This window comes from Bacillus sp. FJAT-27916 (genome assembly GCF_001183965.1).
Classification (GTDB): domain Bacteria; phylum Bacillota; class Bacilli; order Bacillales; family Pradoshiaceae; genus Pradoshia.
In genome coordinates this window covers 1,266,971-1,284,094 of the sequence record NZ_LFZV01000001.1, presented here as the reverse complement: position 1 = coordinate 1,284,094, position 17,124 = coordinate 1,266,971, and the positions used below count along the sequence as shown (strand labels likewise).

The 17,124-nt window shown below is 43.7% G+C and carries 17 protein-coding genes and 1 riboswitch; of the genes, 8 read left to right on the top strand and 9 right to left on the bottom strand.

All coding sequences use genetic code 11. The features are described from left to right. The first annotated feature begins 13 nt into the window (after positions 1–13). Together AC622_RS06100 and AC622_RS06095 are read left to right on the top strand one after the other, a co-directional pair. The gene (locus tag AC622_RS06100; protein WP_049670253.1) at positions 14–454 is read left to right on the top strand and encodes a MarR family winged helix-turn-helix transcriptional regulator; all 441 of its coding nucleotides are present in this window, start codon (positions 14–16) and stop codon (positions 452–454) included. Next, complete coding sequence (locus AC622_RS06095) at positions 447–1,655, top strand: MFS transporter (protein WP_049670252.1); 1,209 nt, start codon at positions 447–449, stop codon at positions 1,653–1,655. The genes AC622_RS06100 and AC622_RS06095 overlap by 8 nt, the downstream gene beginning before the upstream one ends. Before the next feature lie 693 nt (positions 1,656–2,348). On the opposite strand, the gene AC622_RS20960 is transcribed toward AC622_RS06095, so the two are convergent. The 7 genes from AC622_RS20960 to AC622_RS06060 form a co-directional block, all read right to left on the bottom strand. Continuing rightward, positions 2,349–2,507 carry a hypothetical protein gene (locus tag AC622_RS20960; RefSeq protein ID WP_156185569.1) on the bottom strand — a complete coding sequence of 53 codons (159 nt, stop codon included), beginning with the start codon at positions 2,505–2,507 and terminating at the stop codon, positions 2,349–2,351. Next, entirely contained in the window at positions 2,497–3,429 is a 933-nt protein-coding gene (locus AC622_RS06085; RefSeq protein ID WP_156185568.1) for a hypothetical protein, read from the bottom strand. Before AC622_RS06085 ends, AC622_RS20960 begins: the two co-directional genes overlap by 11 nt. A 129-nt stretch (positions 3,430–3,558) precedes the next feature. Then, positions 3,559–4,815, bottom strand: a complete 1,257-nt coding sequence (locus AC622_RS06080; protein ID WP_049670249.1) for a S8 family peptidase — start codon at positions 4,813–4,815, stop codon at positions 3,559–3,561. Between the two features lie 419 nt (positions 4,816–5,234). Continuing rightward, complete coding sequence (locus tag AC622_RS06075; protein WP_049670248.1) at positions 5,235–6,458, bottom strand: helix-turn-helix domain-containing protein; 1,224 nt, start codon at positions 6,456–6,458, stop codon at positions 5,235–5,237. 387 nt (positions 6,459–6,845) lie between these two features. Continuing rightward, on the bottom strand, positions 6,846–8,333 hold the full coding sequence (locus AC622_RS06070) for a nicotinate phosphoribosyltransferase (RefSeq protein ID WP_442853801.1): 1,488 nt from the start codon (positions 8,331–8,333) through the stop codon (positions 6,846–6,848). 17 nt (positions 8,334–8,350) lie between these two features. Beyond that, positions 8,351–8,902 carry a cysteine hydrolase family protein gene (locus tag AC622_RS06065; protein ID WP_439802926.1) on the bottom strand — a complete coding sequence of 184 codons (552 nt, stop codon included), beginning with the start codon at positions 8,900–8,902 and terminating at the stop codon, positions 8,351–8,353. 233 nt (positions 8,903–9,135) lie between these two features. After that, on the bottom strand, positions 9,136–10,251 hold the full coding sequence (locus tag AC622_RS06060) for a methionine biosynthesis PLP-dependent protein (protein ID WP_049670245.1): 1,116 nt from the start codon (positions 10,249–10,251) through the stop codon (positions 9,136–9,138). Positions 10,252–10,319: 68 nt separating this feature from the next. Beyond that, positions 10,320–10,438: riboswitch (SAM riboswitch) on the bottom strand. A 131-nt stretch (positions 10,439–10,569) separates the two neighbouring features. Between AC622_RS06060 and AC622_RS06055 the strand changes: the two genes are divergently transcribed. Next, positions 10,570–11,616: a M42 family metallopeptidase gene (locus AC622_RS06055; protein WP_049670244.1), complete on the top strand. Its 1,047-nt coding sequence runs from the start codon at positions 10,570–10,572 to the stop codon at positions 11,614–11,616. A 55-nt stretch (positions 11,617–11,671) separates the two neighbouring features. On the opposite strand, the gene AC622_RS06050 is transcribed toward AC622_RS06055, so the two are convergent. Continuing rightward, complete coding sequence (locus AC622_RS06050; RefSeq protein WP_049670243.1) at positions 11,672–12,517, bottom strand: patatin-like phospholipase family protein; 846 nt, start codon at positions 12,515–12,517, stop codon at positions 11,672–11,674. 182 nt (positions 12,518–12,699) lie between these two features. Here AC622_RS06050 and AC622_RS06045 point away from each other — a divergent pair, with 182 nt between their 5' ends. The 5 genes from AC622_RS06045 (at position 12,700) to AC622_RS06025 (ending at position 16,128) form a co-directional block, all read left to right on the top strand. Continuing rightward, complete coding sequence (locus AC622_RS06045; protein ID WP_049670242.1) at positions 12,700–13,071, top strand: GntR family transcriptional regulator; 372 nt, start codon at positions 12,700–12,702, stop codon at positions 13,069–13,071. A gap of 11 nt (positions 13,072–13,082) precedes the next feature. Continuing rightward, positions 13,083–13,772 (top strand): ABC transporter ATP-binding protein, encoded by a 690-nt coding sequence (locus AC622_RS06040; protein WP_049670241.1) that lies wholly within the window; start codon positions 13,083–13,085, stop codon positions 13,770–13,772. After that, positions 13,769–14,602, top strand: coding sequence for a hypothetical protein (locus tag AC622_RS06035; RefSeq protein WP_049670240.1), 834 nt, complete (start codon positions 13,769–13,771; stop codon positions 14,600–14,602). The genes AC622_RS06040 and AC622_RS06035 overlap by 4 nt, the downstream gene beginning before the upstream one ends. A 13-nt stretch (positions 14,603–14,615) precedes the next feature. Next, entirely contained in the window at positions 14,616–15,851 is a 1,236-nt protein-coding gene (locus tag AC622_RS06030; RefSeq protein ID WP_049670239.1) for a hypothetical protein, read from the top strand. Between the two features lie 73 nt (positions 15,852–15,924). Continuing rightward, complete coding sequence (locus AC622_RS06025) at positions 15,925–16,128, top strand: hypothetical protein (RefSeq protein WP_049670238.1); 204 nt, start codon at positions 15,925–15,927, stop codon at positions 16,126–16,128. 343 nt (positions 16,129–16,471) lie between these two features. Here the strand turns inward: AC622_RS06025 and lepB are convergent, their stop codons facing one another. Continuing rightward, positions 16,472–17,020: a signal peptidase I gene (gene lepB, locus AC622_RS06015; RefSeq protein WP_049670236.1), complete on the bottom strand. Its 549-nt coding sequence runs from the start codon at positions 17,018–17,020 to the stop codon at positions 16,472–16,474. Between the last annotated feature and the right edge of the window lie 104 nt (positions 17,021–17,124).

Here is a 17,124-nt window from a genome sequence, read left to right as displayed (position 1 = left end):
AGGCGGTGAACTTATGACAGATTCCCAGCACTTCTTCCATCAATATTTACAGGTATCTCGATCCTTTACGAAAAACTTAAATGAACATCTTGCAGCCCATGCCATGTTTCATTCACAATGGGCTATTATTCATTTCTTAAAGAAGAATGGCCCGGCATCCTTGAGTGAAATCGTCCAATACTTGAACGTTGAGAAACCGACCGTCACCCGCACCGTTAGCCGACTTGAAGAACGGAAGCTGATTGAGCAGCTTGAATCGACGGATAAACGGCTGAAGAGGATTGACCTGACAAAGGCCGGTCAAGAAATGTACGAGCTCTGCAAGAAAACGACCATGGATTACGAGAAAACCGTCATTGCCGATGTAACGGAGGAAGAATTGGACATCGCCATGAATGTACTTAAAAAAATGCAAAAACAGCTACAACAAGAGGATGTGAACCCGCATGACTAGACCCAAACTTTGGACGAAGGACTTCCTGCTCGTCGCCTCAACAAACTTATTTATCTTCCTATGCTTTTACAGCCTGATGGTCACACTTACGGTCTATACAATGGACAAGTTCCATACAAGTGCCAGCATCGCCGGGCTCGCTTCAAGTATATTTGTCATCGGAGCCGTCTTAGTACGTCCGCTGGCCGGAAAAAAACTTGCCCTTATTGGTCCGAAGAAAATGCTTGTCGCAAGCCTTTGCGTATTCTTTGCGTCAACCCTTTTATATTTTGCCGCTGATAACTTGATCCTCCTGTTAGGCTTAAGACTGATTCACGGCGCGGCATTTGGCGTCTCTTCCACCGCAACCGGCACCATTGTCGCTGAGATTATTCCCCCATCCAGAAGAGGGGAAGGGATGGGCTATTTTGCTATCAGCACAAATATCGCCATGGCTATTGGCCCCTTTATCGGGCTCTATATCAGCAATGCCTATGAATACACTATGGTCTTCACCGTGAGTGTAGTATTTGCCTTCTTCAGCCTGCTGGCCTCTATCCTTTTGACGTACAAGCAGCCCGCTCTCACCAAGGAACAGATGGAAAGCCTGAAAAGCAATAAGCTTCGCGACTACTTTGAATTCTCCGCTATCCCGATCTCCATCACAGCAGGAGTCATCGGCTTTACGTATTCAAGTGTCCTGTCTCACATGACATCATTTTCGGCGGAAATCAACTTAGCAGGCGCCGCAAGCTTTTTCTTTGTCATCTATGCAGCTTGCCTGCTGATCACAAGACCATTCACCGGCCGCTGGTTTGACATACGCGGGGAGAACTTCGTCATCTACCCTTCGCTATTATTATATGCCGCCAGCCTATTATTACTCGGCGGTACAATGAACAGCGCCATGCTGCTCTTTGCAGGAGCCATCATGGGCATCGGCCTGGGCACCTTTCAATCAAGCGCCCAGACAATTGCCATTAAAGAAGCACCGCCACACCGAATCGGCCTTGCTACATCAACCTTTTTCGTCATGTATGACATCGGCATCGGCACCGGACCATTCCTGCAAGGACTCTACATCCCGCACTTCGGCTACCGCGGGTTATACTTCACAATGGGGGCAATCGCCATTGTCGGAATTGTAATGTACTACTTCGCACACGGGCGAACAACCGAGATAAAAACAACCAAGCCAGTCTGGAAAGACCAGGTTCAATGAAAAAAGCATTGCCCGAAATTTGGGCGATGCTTTTTTGTTTTTGGCTACTCTGTTGTCCACCCTTTACCACCATTGCCTGGGCATTGGGCGGGCTTTCTCTGACGATGCCCACCTTTCGTCCACCCTTGGCCCACCCTTTACCACCGTTGCCTGGGCATTGGGTGGGCTTTCTCTGGCGATGCCCACCTTTCGTCCACCCTTGGCCCACCCTTTACCACCGTTGCCTGGGCATTGGGTGGGCTTTCTCTGACGATGCCCACCTTTCGTCCACCCTTGGCCCACCCTTTACCACCGTTGCCTGGGTATTGGGTGGGCTTTCTCTGACGATGCCCATCTTGCGTCCACCCTTGGCCCACTCTTTACCCCCGTTGCCTGGGTATTGGGCGGGCTTTCTCTGGCGATGCCCACCTTTGGTCCACCCTTGGCCCACCCTTTGCCACTGTTGCCTGGGCATTGGGTGGGCTTTCTCTGACGATGCCCACCTTTGGTCCACCCTTGGCCCACCCTTTACCCCCGTTGCCTGGGGAAAGCATGGGCATTGCGTGTCTTACCCCATCTTTCTCCCACCTTTATCCCACCCACCCTGAATGAGACACTGACTTATCCCGCTTTTCCTGTACATAGCCTGGACCGTTCCTCCCGTCAAAACAAAAAAATAAACCTTCCAATCATCACTTTGATTAGAAGGTTTATTCATTTGATTTTGTAATAGAATTTCTCATTTGTGCAGCCACTCTCTAGTATTGGCTTATTCTCCACAATGCCATCGTTCGGCCCGTCGAGGCACATTTTCGCTAATTGTCTATATTTCTCTGCACTGAATCTGGCTCTTATGACGATATTATCCACCAACTTGTAAATCCACTCCTTCTGTGTTTACGTAGGCACATTCGTTCATGGCTTCCTGGCTGACTAATCGTTCAATCCAGCATACGTATTCTATATTTTCGAGCTGTGCTGCGGCTGAATGATGCAGGATATATAAATATTGTTGATCCATGATGTCAAAGCGGCATGTATAGCTCCATAGGATAGATACTAGTAATTTATCCAAATGATGGTAGGTGTAAACCACAATATTCTTCTTTTTGAAGTTTACTGTAGATTCTTGATTCTCCATGTACGGTTTTCCTTTTTCGGCTGAGATTTGGGCAAGTCGCATCCATTCATCGGGTAAGGCAGCCCACTCGTATAAAGCCCAATTGATGCCGACTCCTTGCTTCTTGAATCCTTCTGCAGCGTATTTCTCTAGAAAATAGGCGATGGCACCTTCATAGTCAGCTCTTCCTGCATCCTCTTGATAAAAAAGAAAGAGCGTTCCTTTGCTGTGATCGCTGTAGAGGTCTCCTAACAGACGGAATCTTTCTTCCATGTTCAGATTATCAGATTCTTCTGCTTCATTGCTGTCTTCGAGTTCAAGTTCAAATTGGAAAAGACGGAATCTTTTCAGGCTCCGGGTCGCGAGCGGAATGAATAAAAATAAGAGAATCCAAATCAGTAAAAACAAGAGCCCCTTTCCGACAATGCGGTTTGCCTCTGATGAGACAATATTGGTCATCATGGCGACAAACCATCCTTGGTCCATTGCCGGCATTTCATTAACTGTCAGTGCCTCAAATGGATTGAGAAAGACCTTGCGATAGGTGATGGCAAGAGAGGCCAGCGTCCAAAGCGCAATGACCATAATGCCAAGCTGATACAGACATATATACCCCTTCTTGGCTAGTAAACGAAATAAATTGATCGATTCCTTTAATCGAAACCATATTTTCATTACAACCAATTCCTTTATCGGGATTTTTTTAGACAAAAAAGGCCGCTTCTTCTTGTTAGACAAGATGCGGCCTAATGTGTGACAAGCAGCCTCCCGTCCATGGAGAGGCTGCTTTTGAACCGAATTGTTTTATTGGACTCGAGGGAATCCGAAGCCAGAGGCATAATCATCGCCAACTGCGGCGCCAACTCCACCCAAAATGTCATTGGCTTTCGCCCTGTTTTGAAGCACAGTGCGAACTTGGTTTGCTGTATATCCAGTGTTAGACGCCCAGATTTTCGCAGCTAAGCCGGAAACATGAGGCGTTGCCATGGATGTACCGCTGATTGTGTTGTATCCGCCTGTATACCAAGTAGATTCAACAGCTGAACCAGGAGCAGAGACTTCAATATCTTTCACGCCGATTACATAGTCACCGTCTGTGTTCGGATTTCCGCGGGAAGAATAATTTGCCACACGGTATGTGCCATTAGCTTGTACATTTTCAAGGGCTGCTACTGCTACGACATTCGCAAGTGCACCAGGGTAGCCGATTGTATTGGCAGCAGAACCGCTGTTGCCTGCAGCCGCAATGATAAGAACCCCTTTTCCTTGTGCATACGTTACCGCGCTTGAGATCAAGGAATCATTTGCGCTAGAACCGAGTGACATGGAGATAATCAGCTTCGAACCTGTCGATGTGGCTTGGTCGGCCGCATGTCTGATAGCAGCTGCAATATCATCAGAATATCCAGAGCCGCTGTCCGTTAGAACCTTATAGGCCCATAGCTTCGCTTGTGGAGCAACACCATATACCCCTGTGCCTCCTCCGCCATTACCAAGAACGGTACCAGCTACGTGTGTACCATGTCCATTTCGGTCAGCACAAGAATTATTCACGTATGTGCTGCTAGTCGTAAAATCTTTACATTGCTCCACATTGGACGATAAATCCTTATGTGTTTTCAGAACACCTGTATCCAATACAGCGACCTTTATGCCGCTACCACCCGAAGTAGACGTTAGTGAACTATTATTATAAATGGCTTTTATTCCCCAAGGTACGCGAGTGGTAGGACTTGACGTTGCCTTTAATTGGTTGGTCGCGGCAATCTTGAATTCTGGTACTTTCTTGACTTCGATGTCATTATTTTTGACTAGCTTCTCATACTCTTTTTCAGAGACATCGACTGTAAAGCCTTGGCCGTTGAAATCATGATGGACACCCATATCTTTCTTCGCCTGTGCCCGTTCACTTTGAGATCCCTTAATAAGGACCCGGATTGTTTCCTTCTGAACTGACTCTTTCGGAGCCTTCCCCATTTCTGCTGCTGATGAGAAGGATGCTCCACTGAACACCATTGCCAAACTCAACACGACCGTACTGATTAATCTTTTTGACTTCATGTTTCCTCTCCTCTCACATATTTATTTTTGATGGCTCTCTTTGATGTAAAACTAGTATATTGATTATTTTTTTTCTTGGAAACGGAGCGATTTTACTATAATTCAAAAATGAATAGATTGAATTGTTAAAATGTTCTAAAATTTCCCAAATAAATAACACCATATTTCTACCATATTTTTACTTATTACATTATTTTTCAACAAATCTCTTGTTTTTCACCGTGGAAGAAGTACCAACCCGACCAAAAACAAAACAGGTGTTTGTGCCTATCATTTTTTTATTTTCCCAACAAAATTTATACATAAAAAAGCCGACTGCTTATGCAATCGGCTTTTCCCATGTATTCAGATACGATGTATTTAAGTTACCGGCGGCAAGATGGGCGCTTTCATGTTCATCTCTACTCCCCCTTATGTTCTTATTCCATATAAGTATATTGCAGCGCTTCTTTAAACTTTCCTTCTTTTTTATAATAATCAGCTAAAATTTTATTAACCGACCTAATATCTGTAAAGCTCAGCTCCTTATCGTATAAAAAAGGAAGGGTATAATCTTCTAAATATCGAATGGCTCTCTCCTCTTCCCCCTCCATCATGTATAAATAATAGTTCGGGAGAATTTGATAGATTTTCGTGTTTGATCGAGCAGCATTCTTTTTTAATTGGTCAAAGCTTTCTTTTGCCACAACATAATCCTCAAGATAATAAGATGTTTCTGCATAGGCATACAAGCTGACCATGTACGAGTAGGCATCATCTATCCCCGAATCCAATGCCTTCTTGAAGTAATCTCGTGCTTCTGCCAAATTCCCCATCTTCTGCTTCAAATACCCGATATTGTGATACGTGAGTGCCAGCATATCCATTTCTCCAAGAATCTCTGCATTCCGTTCGAGATGCTTATAGCAATCCAGCGCCACCTCATGGATATTAGAATCCGTATAACTGATTCCCATTATCATCAGCGTATGGAGCATTCGCTTAATATTATAGTCAGCTGTAAAAGAGGTCAAAGCATGCTTACCGTAAAAAATGGCGTAGCCCGGCTGTTCAATATGACATTTGACGAGAGCCAAATGATAGTACACATCACCAGAGGCATTGACACCCTCCCCTTGAGAAAGGACCAAATCATCCAAAACATCATTCGCTTGACGATACTTATTCTGGACAATCAAACAAATGGCATGATAGTAGTGAAATAGGTACAACTCTTGGTAGGAGAAATTCTTCTTATGCTTCTCAAGCCACTTATAATGCAGCTTCGCCTCCTCAATCTCGCGCACCAAAAGATAATACCTTAGCTTATAAAGCTCGTACAAATAGAGATGCGGCGTATAAGCAATAAAGCCTGACAGCTCTGAAAGCCGTTCATATAGTCCTCTTGCTTTATCTACCTGCAAATAATTGATATTATGGATCCACTCATCGAGCAGCTCCTCTATCATCCCATTCTTTTGTTGCACTTCCTTCAAATTCGCGCCAAGCCTATTCAAAAGCAAATCAATGGTTTGTTCATTCGCCTCCTTCCCATTATTCTCGATTTTGCTAAGATGAGGTACCGAGCAAATGCCTTCCACCAGTTCACTTTGTGTCATTCCCTGCTTTGTTCGATAATATTTAATCAGCGAACCAACATTCATGTCCCCACCTTCTTATCCTTATTTCCAATATTATACAACAAGCTTTCAACCCTTGCTATGAGTCGACTTTACTGATTTTTTTTGCTTAAAACAGGATTGATCTTTCTACAATATTGGACAAGCCCAAGTCGATTCTTTATTAATGGCAAAATCCTTAATATTATATAAAAATACTAAGACCTCCGATTTCTTTGCACACAAAAAAGCACCGCCCCCAGCATATCAATCAGGAGCGGCTTCTATACATTTCCCTTTAGGAGGTCATCGCGTACGATAACACCTTCATTTTAACATTAATGCGTTAAAGCGTAAACGAATTTAGTGAAAATTCACAATCTTGACACTTATAAAAAAGAAGGAGGCTGACAGCTCCTTCTTCTTCCTTTACTATTCATTTTCCCAGTTCTTAACAATCTCTCGGTTCCGTCTAACCTGATCCTGTACTTCCTGAATAAGGACACGCTTGTTTTCCCAGCATTTTGGACTGAGGTCAACCGGGTATTTCTCCGGATTCAAGAAACGTTTGTATTCATCCCATAGCAAGGAGAGGTTATCATGGGCAAATTTCTGGATATCAGTGAGCTCTGGTGTTTTATATTTCAGTTCGCCGTTTTCGAAAATAGTTTCATGCAGCGGCACGGCTTCGAAGTCGGTGACTTCCTTGCAGATGAAGGTGTGCACTGGATGGAACATAGTCAATATTTTTTCTTCCTGCGGGTTTTCGCCGTCTAGGGTGATGTAGTCCCCCTCGGATTTTTTGGTTTCACGGTTGATGATACGGTAAACGTTTTTCATCCCTGGTGTTGTAACTTTTTCAGGGTTTCCGCTGATTTTGATGGTGTCAGCCATTCTTCCGTTATCATCTTCAATGCTGACCATTTTGTAAACAGCACCTAATGCCGGCTGGTCATAAGCAGTGATGAGCTTTGTACCGACTCCCCACATGTCAATTTTGGCACCTTGGGCTTTCAGGTTGAGAATAGTTACTTCATCCAGGTCATTAGAGGCGGTGATCATCGTGTCGGTATAGCCGGCTTCATCCAGCATGATTCTTGCTTTTTTAGATAGGTAAGCTAAGTCGCCGCTGTCTAGGCGGATGGCTTTGAATTTAATCTTGTCACCCATTTCCTTGGCAACCTTGATGGCTGTCGGTACACCTGAGCGTAATGTGTCATAGGTGTCGACGAGGAAGGTGCAGTCATAATGGGATTCCGCGTATTTCTTGAAGGCTGTGTATTCGTCACGATAGGTTTGGACAAGGGCATGGGCATGCGTTCCTACGACTGGTATGCCGAATAATTTACCTGCGCGGACATTGCTTGTCGCTTGGAATCCGCCGATAAAGGCCGCGCGTGTCCCCCAAATGGCCGCTTCGGTTTCCTGAGCTCTTCTTGTCCCAAACTCAAATAATGGATCGCCATCGGCTACCATGGTGAGCCTTGAGGCCTTTGTTGCAATCAATGTCTGGTAGTTGACGACATTGAGGATAGCCGTCTCAACAAGCTGTGCCTGAGCTAGCGGGGCTTCAATACGCATAAGAGGCTCATTCTCAAATACGAGCTCCCCTTCCTTCATGCTTCTAATTGTTCCTGTAAATTTTAGTTCCTTAAGGTAGGACAGGAAGTCATCAGCATAACCTACTTCATTACGTAAATATTCAATATCAGTGTCTGTAAAACGCAGCTCTTTAATATACGTAATGACACGCTCAAGTCCTGCAAAAACGGCATAGCCGTTCCCAAATGGGTTACGTCTAAAGTAAACGTCAAAGACGGCTTTTCTGTTATGGATGCCATCCCGGAAGTATGTTTCCATCATATTAATTTGGTATAGATCTGTATGTAACGCAAAGCTGTCATCTTGATAGTGTTTCATCAAGCTTCCTCCTTAATTTATAAAACATCTGCTCCAAGTGTTTGTTCAAAATGGCCAAGAGCCCATTGATGGCCGGCCTCATTGAAGCTTGCCACTCCATCTTTATGGACGATAATCTTGTAGCCTTTATTGTAAGCATCCACCGCTGTATGGAGGACACAAATATCTGTACAAACCCCGACTAAATGAAGCTCGGTGATTCCCCGCTCACGAAGCTTGATATCAAGGTCCGTGCCGGCGAAAGCAGAATAACGCGTCTTGTCAATCCAAAGGACATGGTCTTCGTCCTTGTTCCTATTATACACATTTTGCAGATTTCCAAATAAATCTCTGCCAGCAGTGAAACGGATATTATGGGGCGGGAACAATTTCGTTTCCGGGTGGTAAGGATCATTCTCTTCATGCACATCAATGGCAAATACGACATAATCCTTCCGTTTAATGAATTCTTCTGTCAATGAAACAATATAATCCTCAATTCGCTGCCCTGGCTCACCGCAGGTCAATCTTCCCTCATCTGCCACAAAGTCGTATGTATAATCGATATTAATCAGCGCCTTCAACCGAATCACTCCTCTGAATTTATGGTTGGACTGTCATCAGCATAACAAAAAATCATGCGAGATGTCTTTACAAATAATTTTACAGCTATTCTACCATTTAAGACAGAAGATTTCCGCTTCTTCACCCGTTTTTTCCTTCTTGCCAGCTTTAAGCTGCTTATCTCTTACATTTTCCTAAAATCACCATCATTACTCCATAAGAAAAGCCAGCCCTGCAAAATGGACTGGCTGAACGGATATTATGCTTGCACTTGTTTGCTGCTAACCGCTTCAAAGGCGTTCTTCAGGTCGGCAATTAAATCATCAGCATGTTCGATACCAACGGAGAAGCGGAGCAGCCGGTTACAAACACCACCTGCTATGCGGACCTCCTCCGGGATATCGGCATGCGTTTGTGTAGCCGGGTAGGTCATAAGGCTTTCAACCCCTCCAAGACTCTCAGCGAAGGTGATGACACCAAGGCTTTTCAGGAAGTGATTGACCCATTTCTCAGATTGAAGCCTAAACGAAATCATGCCGCCTTTTCCCGGATAGAGGACATCGATGACCTCCTCCCGCTCCTGTAAGAAAGCCGCGATTTTCCCAGCGTTCTCCTCATGCTGCTTCATGCGGAGGCTCAATGTCTTCATTCCTCTCATGACAAGCCAGGAATCAAATGGCGAAAGGATGGCCCCTGTTGCATTTTGATATTCATCAAGCTTTTGGCAGACATCCTCTCCCTTTGCGACAATGAGGCCAGCAAGAACATCATTATGACCGGCAATATATTTTGTCGCACTGTGAACAACAATATCAGCACCGAGTTCAAGCGGACGCTGCAAGATTGGTGTGTAAAAAGTATTATCAACAATCAAAAGGAGGTTATTCTCTTGACTTAAATCAGCAATTGCCCGGATATCGATTTCCTGCATTAAAGGGTTTGTCGGTGTTTCAATAAAAAAGGCTTTTGTCTGACTTGAAATGGATTCAGCAAAATCTCTATAGGACTGGCATTGAACAAAAGTGATGCCGTATTTCTTCCATGTTTTTTCGAATAAACGATATGTACCTCCATATAAATCAGCTGAAACAAGGATCTCATCACCCGGTTCGAATAATGTGAGCAAAGCATGGATGGCTGCCATGCCAGAACTATAGGCAAAGCCTTGCTCACCGCCTTCAAGGGCCGCGATGGCCTTTTCCAAAACCTCTCGGGTCGGATTTCCTGTCCTGGTATAGTCATAGCCTGTTGATTGTCCAATCCCCTCATGCCTGTATGCGGTCGAGAAATAAACGGGCGTGTTCACCGTACCTGTTTGTGTTTCACTTCGATTGCCGATTTGGGCTAATACTGTTTCAATCTTCCATGCGGTCATTGTTCTGCCCCTCCCAAATAAAAATAAAAAAGCCTTCCAAGAAGAAGACTTATCGAGCTTTACTCTCCTTCTTATCTCTCGAGGCACATAAATATGCATATGCCTTGCAGGATTTAGCACCTTTCCGAATGCATCGGCGGTTGCTGAGACATCATCGGGCCCGTCCCTCCGTCTCTCGCGATAAGATTTGTTTGAATATTCATTTAACTATAATTTACATGGATATCCTAAAAAAGGCAAGAAATTTCTCATCTATTGTACCCTTTTTCCACGGAGGTATATAATAGAGCTATTCACTAATAAGAGGAGTGTCTACAAATGAAAGCAGACGGTCAAGAGATATACGGCTACATAAAAGATTTGGTTTCCATTCCAAGCCCGACTGGCTATACGGAAGAGGCCATTCGTTATACAGAGAACTTTCTGAATACATGCGGAATTGGAAACAAACGGACGAATAAAGGGGCCTTGCTTGCGACAATTAAAGGCCAAGATGATTCTAAACACCGCTTCCTGACAGCCCATGTGGATACTTTGGGAGCAATGGTCAAGGAAATCAAACCAAGCGGGCGTTTAAAGCTGACGATGATCGGCGGCTTTCGCTGGAATGCCTGTGAGGGAGAATACTGCAAGATTCATACAGCAGACGGTAATGTGTACACAGGAACGATTTTACTAAACCAAACCTCTGTCCACGTTTACCAGAAAATGAGTGAAGTGAAACGCGACGATGACCATATGGAAGTTCGGATTGATGCGATCACCAAATCAAAATCAGATACGCAAGCACTCGGTATTGAGGTCGGTGATTTTGTCTCATTTGAGCCTCGGGCAGAGCTTGCTGGGGACGGCTTCTTAAAGTCAAGGCATCTGGATGACAAAGCGAGTGTCGGCATCCTACTCTACTTGATAAAACAACTGAAGGAACAAAACATCGCCCTTCCATACACTACCCATTTCCTTATTTCCAATAATGAAGAAATCGGCTATGGCGGAAACTCTAATATTCCGGACGAAACTGTTGAGTATTTAGCTGTGGATATGGGCGCAATTGGAGACGGCCAAACAACGGACGAGTATAGCGTATCCATCTGCGCGAAGGATTCAAGCGGTCCTTATCATTATGGCCTGCGCCAGCATCTTGTCAAATTAGCCCAGGAGCATGATATTGATTACCGTGTTGATATATATCCTTTTTATGGATCTGATGCCTCCGCTGCCATCCGGGCCGGGTATGATATCGTTCATGGATTAATCGGACCGGGGATTGACGCCTCTCATGCGTTTGAGCGCACACATATCAGTTCCATTGAACATACGGCCAATTTGATTTGGCATTATTTGCAGTCAGAGCTAGTCGTCTGATTATTGCCTAAAAAAGGGGTGGGAATAGATGGGTCTATTCCTCCCCCTTTTTATCTCATAATAACTCCTTCAATTTTCCATATGCTTTCTTTGCTTCCCGGTAGCCTTCCTCATACAGATTCTCAAGCTTTTGCGGATTCCGTCCGATGGTGGAAACATCAAGCCTCCGTATTGGCTGGATAATAACAACGTTCCCCTTCTCCTCTTCCTCCTTAAGATACTTTATCGTGTCATTATAGACGATATGATGGTTTTTCATTGCTTTCAAAAGTCCCGCATATTTCCCATATTTCCTTGAGGCAAGCCAATTCCAATTTGATGGTGCCTCTCTATATCCTTTATTCTTCGTTAATACAACAATGTTTTTCGTGTTTCCGTCTTTCACCGATTTCTTAATGGGAATAGGATCGGTCACACCCCCATCAAGGAGATATCGTCCATTAAAGGATACCTCCGGTGCAAACAACGGCAAGGAGCTGGAAGCCCTTAGTATGGTAAGCATATCCTTACTATATGATTGTTTATCAAAATAAACAGCTTCGCCAGTCTCACAATCGGTCGTTCCAACGACAAAGCCTTCCTTTGAGCTGCAGAATGTTTCCATATCAAAAGGAATTAGCTCATTTGGCATTTTGTCAAAAATTAAATCCATTCCAAACAATTCCCTATTTCGCAAAAAGCGCTTAAAGGAGATGTATTCAGGATGTCGACTGTATTCAATGATCACCTGATGATTCCGATTCATTTGGCGGGCAATATAGGAGCTGCCATTACATGCCCCTGCTGAAACTCCAATGGTATACGGGATATAGATATCCTCCTCCATCAAATACCTCAGGACACCCGCAGTGAAAGCTCCTCGCATTCCGCCCCCCTCCAAAACAAGCCCTGTATTCTGCATATGCACCATCTCCTTGGCTTAGTGTCTATACCGGTGTCATCCTACTTTTTCCCTCTTTCAATTAAAAAATAAGCATTATTTTCATAGAAGTTATTGACATCTATGGTGTATTACCAGTATAGTACACCTTAAGGAGTGTATGAACCATATAGTACACACACCAAGAATTAGGAGGTGAATGGATGTCATTCCTCATTAATAACCGCGATCCCGTTTACTTACAGGTTGTCCGTTACTTCAAGGAACGAATTGCGACTGGAGAATTGGCAGGAGGACAGGAAATCCCATCTCGCCGTGAACTGGCCGGTTTATTGAAAATCAACCCGAATACCGCACAAAAAGCCTATAAGGAAATGGAGGAACAAGGATTGATTTATACAGAGCGCAATTTCCCAAGCCGTGTTACGACAGATGAAAAGATCTTAAACGGCGTCCGCGAGGAATTGATTCAAGAGGCAGTCGATGCCTTCATCCTAGCCGTCAAGCCCATTCAAGTACCAGTTGACGAATTGGTTGATATTGTGAAAAAGAATTATCTTACCGAAGAGAAATAAGGAGGAGAACTATGCTGCAGGTAAAGAACGTAACAAAAAAGTTCGGCAGGAAACGTGTATTGGACGATGTAAGCTTCACGGCGAATAAAGGTGAAATCACCTGCCTGATCGGTATTAACGGCGTCGGAAAGACGACCATCATGAAAGCCATCCTTGGACTTACACCCGTCAATGGCGGCGAAATCCTCATTGATGGAGAACACCGAAAGAAGAGCACCTATGAGAAATTAACTTTCATTCCGGATGCATTAACCATGCTTCCAGGCTTTACGATAAAACAGGCAATGGATTTCATGACTGATTTCTATGAAAGCTGGAACCAAGACCGTGCTGATGAATTGCTTCAATTCTTTAAGTTAAACGAGGAACACCGTATTTCCACCCTTTCAAAAGGAAATACAGCCAAGGTTAATCTCCTATTAGGTCTTGCTCAGGATACAGACTATGTCCTCATGGATGAACCGTTCTCCGGAATTGATATCTTCAGCCGAGAACAAATTGCCAATGTATTCACGAGTCATTTAATTGAAGACCGAGGCGTCATCATCACAACTCATGAAATCAATGATATAGAACACTTAATTGATAAAGTAGTCGTATTAAACCATGGCACCGTCTATAAGGAGTTTAACGCAGAGGACATGCGGATCAAGGAAGGGAAATCCGTCGTGGATGTACTGAGAGAGGTGTATATACAATGAATCGATATTTAAAGCTAGTGAACCTGGAAGTTTCACGGGTAGCGAAAGTATTATTTGGGGGCTTGGCTGCTCTATTCATCATTCAAATGATTGGAGTATGGATAACATCCAATCAATATATGAGCCGTGCGAACGAGGCCATTATGAACGGAGAGAGCGTTCAATCGATTGTAGACAATTATTCTTATATGAGCATGCTTAGCTTCAGTGATAAAATTTATTTTATCGGACCTATCGCTCTTTGTGTGGGTGCTGTCTTCTTTTATATCTTTTTGATTTGGTACCGGGACTGGAGCGGTAAGAATACGTTCATCTATCGCCTTCTTATGCTGCCGACCGCTCGACTTTCCGTTTATTTTGCCAAAGCAACCGCTATAATGATTATTATCTTCACAATGGTTGCCGCTCAAATGGTCTTCATCCTAATCGAAAGCAGCTTCATGGAATTGCTCACACCAGCTGAGTATTTAAAAGAAGCGACCATCAGCCAGATGGCCAGCTATAATATATATTTGTATTACATCATCCCAGGTACCTTCACAGAATTTATCCTCTACTATGGTGGCGGATTCATCGTCCTGACGGTATTATTTGCAGCTATCCTGATGGAACGTTCGTTCAGATGGAAGGGGCTATTCCTCGGTTTGATTTATATCGCCTTTGCGGTATTCCTGACTTTATCACCAATCGGAGTTTTAATTATGCTCGATAAAGCCGACTATTTCTATCCATCAGAAGTCGTCTACATGACGATTGCCTCAAGTATGGTTACCGGAGCCCTGTCTGTATGGATCAGCCATTATCTATTAAATAAGAAAGTTACCGTATAGGAGGAAGTAATAGATGAAAAAATATTTAACTTTAACGATTCTGACTGTCTTCCTGCTCGCAACCTTCTCCATCTACTATATTCAATCGGCCTTAGCAAAAGATGACAAGCTCCAATTCTATATTGAACAAACAGGCGGAGACAAGGAGATAATCAAGGATATAAGTGTCAGTGGTGCATATAATATTGGCGGCAGGTACAACAGCAGGTACCAAACCATGACCATCAAGGATGATGAAACATCCTATGTAACAGATCTTCCCTATTTCAAACAAATGGATTACGAAGATTTAAGCTTTAGAAGCAAGCAATTCCAGAAACTAAAAAAAGACTACCCAAGCTTCATGAGAGGAAAATATGATACGGGATCATTATTCGAAGATGATAACCACGTCATCTATGCAGAGGTTGATTATTCCACGTCCATTAGGGGTGAGAGAAAAAGCTACCACTTCACCATTGATCGATTGAACAAACAGAATGAGAAAGCAAGCTCCTACAAGATCGATGTTCCAAAACAAAAGAACATCAATATAATGGAAGTTTATGATGTTCAATATCATTACAATGAAATGCGCATCATTACAGCCAATCAACAATCTAATCCTTACGTAACAGAGGTCCATCAATATTCCATTGATTTAAAAAAGGAAAAAGTCACAAATGACGAGGTTATTTTCACACACAAAGATACACAAGAAAATTATCACTCAACCTATTCCTTGATGGAACGGAATGCCACCCAGCCGTCCAGCATCATGATGTTCGAAACGGAGGAAAGTCCAATTAGTGATGATGATGAGGCCGAACCGCAGCCGTCAAATAAATCTATTTATGTCTTCCAGTATAAGAAAGGAAAGCTATCTGAGCTTAAATTGCCTGACGAACTGCAAAACCAGCCAAATTCCGATGTCTCTTATCTATACGATGAAGACTATTTATATGCAAATCTCACCTTATATGAGGAACAGCAAACAACCGCAACAGTCTATAAAATAGATTGGAAAACAGGTAAAGTGGTTGACAAACTCAAACTAAACCTTCGTGACAACAAGCAAATTGAATACATTACACTACGCGATGATCACATCCAGTTATTCGGCCGCGATTCCGAAAGCCATCCTATCTTTAGCATCTATAATCTTGATGATGGCAAGCTGAAGTTCGAAGGTCGAATTGAAGCGAAAGACAAAGATGCCGTTAACTTCAAAGAGCTGGATATGTCCTTAGACAGTATTGGCGGCATTTAACCTGCTGTCGGCGTTTGACCCCTCCCTTAATAAGGGAATAAAGAAAAAAATACTTTTAAGCGGAGGGGACTATATGTTTTATATATTTTTCGAAACAGAATCTCGCCTTTTACATGAAGGCACGAAGTATAACATCGAACTGCCAACAAGACAGATGCAGGACGAGATTGCCAACGATTTAGAAAAATATGCAGAAGTATTCAATGTCCAGAAATTAAACGAACCGGTTCCTGAATACCCGGTGCTGACAAAAGAAACCTATAAGCGGAATATTTAATGAAGATACTGGCCCGGAAAGTGATTGGGCCAGTTTTTTTGTGTGCCCACCCTTTGTCCACCCTTCACCCCCTTTGCATGGGCATTGGGTGGGCTTTCTCTGACGATGCCCACCCTTTGTCCACCCTTCATCCCCTTTGCATGGGCATTGGGTGGGCTTTCTCTGACGATGCCCACCCTTTGTCCACCCTTCCTACCCCTTGCATGGGCCTTGGACGGGAGGTGCCTGGCTACTCCCATACCTCTCTACCTTCCATCCTCATTATCCCTTTGCCTGAGTTCCCCCTCCTCCCTATACCATAAAAAAGAAGCAGGGTTTCTCCTGCTTCCATTCCCGCTCCTCTTCACTCTGTCTTGCGGGCTTCCTTGATTGGCATAAGGACATATTCACTTACACCGACAATTTGGTCCTTGTCAATGTACCCTAGGCCATTGCGGCTGTCCATGCTGTTTAATCGGTTGTCACCGAGGACGAAGTATTGGTGGTCGGGGATAGTGACGGGTCCAAAGTCTCCGGTGTAATTCATGTCAACTGCATGGGCTTTTTCGATTTCTTCGGCGAGGTAGGGTTCATTTACTTCTTCGCCGTTAATGTATAGGTGGTCATTGGTCATTTCTACTGTGTCACCTGGGAGGCCGATGACGCGTTTGACATAATTGATGTCTCGGTTTTTCCCGTCAATGATGATGATATCTTGCCGGTTGACTGAGCCGGTATAGGCTACTACCTTATTGACGAGTAGTTTTTCATTATTATTTAATGTTGGCTCCATGGAGGCGCCTTCTACGATAAATGGTTCAAATAGGAATGCTCGAACGCCGAGAGCCAATATGAGGGCAATGGTTAAGGCGGTTATCCAACTGAACAGTTCAGATTTCATGATTTTTTTCATGTGTGTCACCCTTTTTTGGTTTCTAGCTATTGGCTTTCTGGATTAGTTGGTATATTCATATCTTTTATTGTATCATGTTAAACTCTTTTTTTCTTCGGGACGGC

Bases quoted from the DNA above. Each gene is read 5' to 3' on its own strand.
- AC622_RS06100 (WP_049670253.1), top strand. From the start codon at position 14: ATGACAGATTCCCAGCACTTCTTCCATCAATATTTACAGGTATCTCGA.
- AC622_RS06095 (WP_049670252.1), top strand. From the start codon at position 447: ATGACTAGACCCAAACTTTGGACGAAGGACTTCCTGCTCGTCGCCTCA.
- AC622_RS06085 (WP_156185568.1), bottom strand. From the start codon at position 3,429: ATGAAAATATGGTTTCGATTAAAGGAATCGATCAATTTATTTCGTTTA.
- AC622_RS06080 (WP_049670249.1), bottom strand. From the start codon at position 4,815: ATGAAGTCAAAAAGATTAATCAGTACGGTCGTGTTGAGTTTGGCAATG.
- AC622_RS06075 (WP_049670248.1), bottom strand. From the start codon at position 6,458: ATGAATGTTGGTTCGCTGATTAAATATTATCGAACAAAGCAGGGAATG.
- AC622_RS06070 (WP_442853801.1), bottom strand. From the start codon at position 8,333: ATGAAACACTATCAAGATGACAGCTTTGCGTTACATACAGATCTATAC.
- AC622_RS06060 (WP_049670245.1), bottom strand. From the start codon at position 10,251: ATGACCGCATGGAAGATTGAAACAGTATTAGCCCAAATCGGCAATCGA.
- AC622_RS06055 (WP_049670244.1), top strand. From the start codon at position 10,570: ATGAAAGCAGACGGTCAAGAGATATACGGCTACATAAAAGATTTGGTT.
- AC622_RS06050 (WP_049670243.1), bottom strand. From the start codon at position 12,517: ATGCAGAATACAGGGCTTGTTTTGGAGGGGGGCGGAATGCGAGGAGCT.
- AC622_RS06045 (WP_049670242.1), top strand. From the start codon at position 12,700: ATGTCATTCCTCATTAATAACCGCGATCCCGTTTACTTACAGGTTGTC.
- AC622_RS06040 (WP_049670241.1), top strand. From the start codon at position 13,083: ATGCTGCAGGTAAAGAACGTAACAAAAAAGTTCGGCAGGAAACGTGTA.
- AC622_RS06035 (WP_049670240.1), top strand. From the start codon at position 13,769: ATGAATCGATATTTAAAGCTAGTGAACCTGGAAGTTTCACGGGTAGCG.
- AC622_RS06030 (WP_049670239.1), top strand. From the start codon at position 14,616: ATGAAAAAATATTTAACTTTAACGATTCTGACTGTCTTCCTGCTCGCA.
- AC622_RS06025 (WP_049670238.1), top strand. From the start codon at position 15,925: ATGTTTTATATATTTTTCGAAACAGAATCTCGCCTTTTACATGAAGGC.
- lepB (WP_049670236.1), bottom strand. From the start codon at position 17,020: ATGAAAAAAATCATGAAATCTGAACTGTTCAGTTGGATAACCGCCTTA.